Annotated in this window: 1 protein-coding gene; it reads left to right on the top strand. The window is 69.2% G+C overall.

Annotated elements, in window-relative coordinates:
* On the top strand, positions 1-122 hold a 122-nt coding region (locus QMX80_RS19295; protein ID WP_282278788.1), incomplete at its 5' end, for a membrane dipeptidase.
* Positions 123-247: the final 125 nt, after the last annotated feature.

Here is a 247-nt window from a genome sequence, read left to right as displayed (position 1 = left end):
TCACCGCCTGGCTGCAGCGCCGCGGGCTGAGCGAGACGCAGATCGCCGCCATCTGGAGCGGCAACGTGCTGCGGGTGATGCGCCAGGCGCAGGACTACGCGGCGAAGAACGGCGCGAAGTAAGCCGCTCCTACGGGCGCGGCAGGGTCAGCCGGTAGACCAGCACCCGGTTGTCGTTGTCCAGCGGCGAATCGCAGGCCTCGCCCTGCATCACGCAGCGGCGGGCGATGAAATCGTTGTCGTTGCCG

The organism is Stenotrophomonas sp. PS02297 (assembly GCF_029959705.1).
GTDB classification, from domain to species: domain Bacteria; phylum Pseudomonadota; class Gammaproteobacteria; order Xanthomonadales; family Xanthomonadaceae; genus Stenotrophomonas; species Stenotrophomonas nitritireducens.
This window is presented reverse-complemented; position numbering and strand designations above follow the sequence as displayed.